1 protein-coding gene is annotated in these 1,704 nt (G+C 65.7%); it reads right to left on the bottom strand.

All coding sequences use genetic code 11. The annotated features are described in order from the left end of the window. A partial coding sequence (locus tag CV770_RS40955) for a condensation domain-containing protein (protein ID WP_146101473.1) occupies window positions 1-1,704 on the bottom strand: 1,704 nt, incomplete at both ends.

Here is a 1,704-nt window from a genome sequence, read left to right as displayed (position 1 = left end):
CCAGGGTGTTGACGAAGAACCCGATCAGCTCTTCAATCTGCCGGTGCCCCCGATTGGCGCTCGGCACGCCAATCACAAGATCATCCTGCCCCGACAGACGCGACAGCACCGCCGCCCAGGCCGCCAGCACTGTCATGAACAACGTCGTGCCATGCTGCAGGCTCAGCCGCTTCAGCTCCCGCGTCAAATCCGCATCGATGATGACCGGAACCGTGGCCGCGGCAAACGACTGCTGGGCAGGCCGCGCATGGTCCGTCGGCAAGACAAGACGGGTCGTGCCTGCCAGGGCGCTGCGCCAATACTGCGCCTGCTTCTGCAGCCGTTCCCCTGACAGCCATTGGCGTTGCCAGGCGGCGTAATCCGGATACTGGATCGCAAGCGGCGGCAGAGGATCGTCCTGCCCAGCCTCGAACGCCCGGTAAAGCTGGCTAAGTTCACGCAGCAGCACGCCCATCGACCAGCCGTCCGAGACGATATGATGCTGGGTCAGCAGGAAGACGTGCTCCTCATCCGACATCCGCACCAGATGCCCGCGGATCAGCGGACCGCGCGCAAGATCGAATGGCGTGCGGCCCTCTTGATGGCACAGATCCAAAAGTGCCGCTTGCGCATCCGATCTCTCCCGCAGATCATGCTCAACTATCGGCATTCCCGCGTTCGGCGGCAGAACCTCAACCCGGGGCTTGCCCTGCGTCGCGACAAAGACACTGCGTAGCGCCTCATGACGCGCAACCACACGGTCAAGGCTGCGCTGCCAGGCGCTGCGGTCGAGCATCCCGCGCAGTCGCAAGGTCAGCGGAATGTGATAGTTCGTGCTGCCTTCGTTCAGCTGCGCCAAAAACCATAGCCGCTGCTGCGCAAACGACAGCACAAGCGGCTCATGACGCGACACGGTCGCAATCGACGGCAGCTCTTGCGGACCGGAGCGGCTCAACAGCTCGACGATGCTTGCCGCGAGATCAATTAGCACTGGCCTTGCGAACAGCGTCGACAGTGGCAGCTCGACCCCGACAGCCTGTGACAGCCGGCTCGACATCTGCACGGCCAAGAGCGAGTGGCCGCCCAGTTCGAAGAAGTGGTCGTTGCGCCCGATGCGCTCGACACCCAGGAGTTCGGCCCAGATCCGTGCCAGCGCCGTCTCGACCGCACCTTGCGGCGCCTGGTAGGCCGCCAGCGCATAGGCCTGATCGGCCGGCGCCGGCAGCGCGTTCCGATCGAGCTTGCCGTTCACCGTCAGCGGAAGCGCCGCCAGCCGCACGAACGCACTCGGCACCATGTAGTCCGGCAGCCGCGCACTTAAGTGCGCCCGCAAGGCGGCCGCAAGCCCGCCTCCATCGCCCTCCTCCGAGCCGGCCGCGGGCGCGCAGACCACATAGGCGATCAGATGCTTGTCGCCGACGCCGTTCTGGCGCGCCACCACCACCGCCTCGCGCACCCAGGCGTGCCCGCAAAGCTTTGCTACGATCTCGCCCGGCTCGATGCGATAGCCGCGGATCTTCACCTGGTCGTCGTTACGGCCCAGGAACTCAAGATTGCCGTCCGGCAGATAACGTGCCAGGTCGCCGGTCCGGTACAGCCGATCGCCCTCGACAAAAGGACTGGCGATGAACCGCTCCGCTGTCAGCTCAGGGCGGTTGAGGTAGCCCCGCGCCACCCCCGCCCCGCCAATGTAAAGCTCGCCCACCGCGCCGAACGGCACGGGCG

Origin of the sequence: Bradyrhizobium sp. AC87j1 (assembly GCF_002936975.1) — a bacterium.
In the GTDB taxonomy this organism is placed as follows: Bacteria; Pseudomonadota; Alphaproteobacteria; order Rhizobiales; family Xanthobacteraceae; genus Bradyrhizobium; species Bradyrhizobium shewense.
The sequence above is the reverse complement of the archived record's forward strand: the minus strand, read 5'-3'. Positions and strand labels throughout refer to the sequence as shown.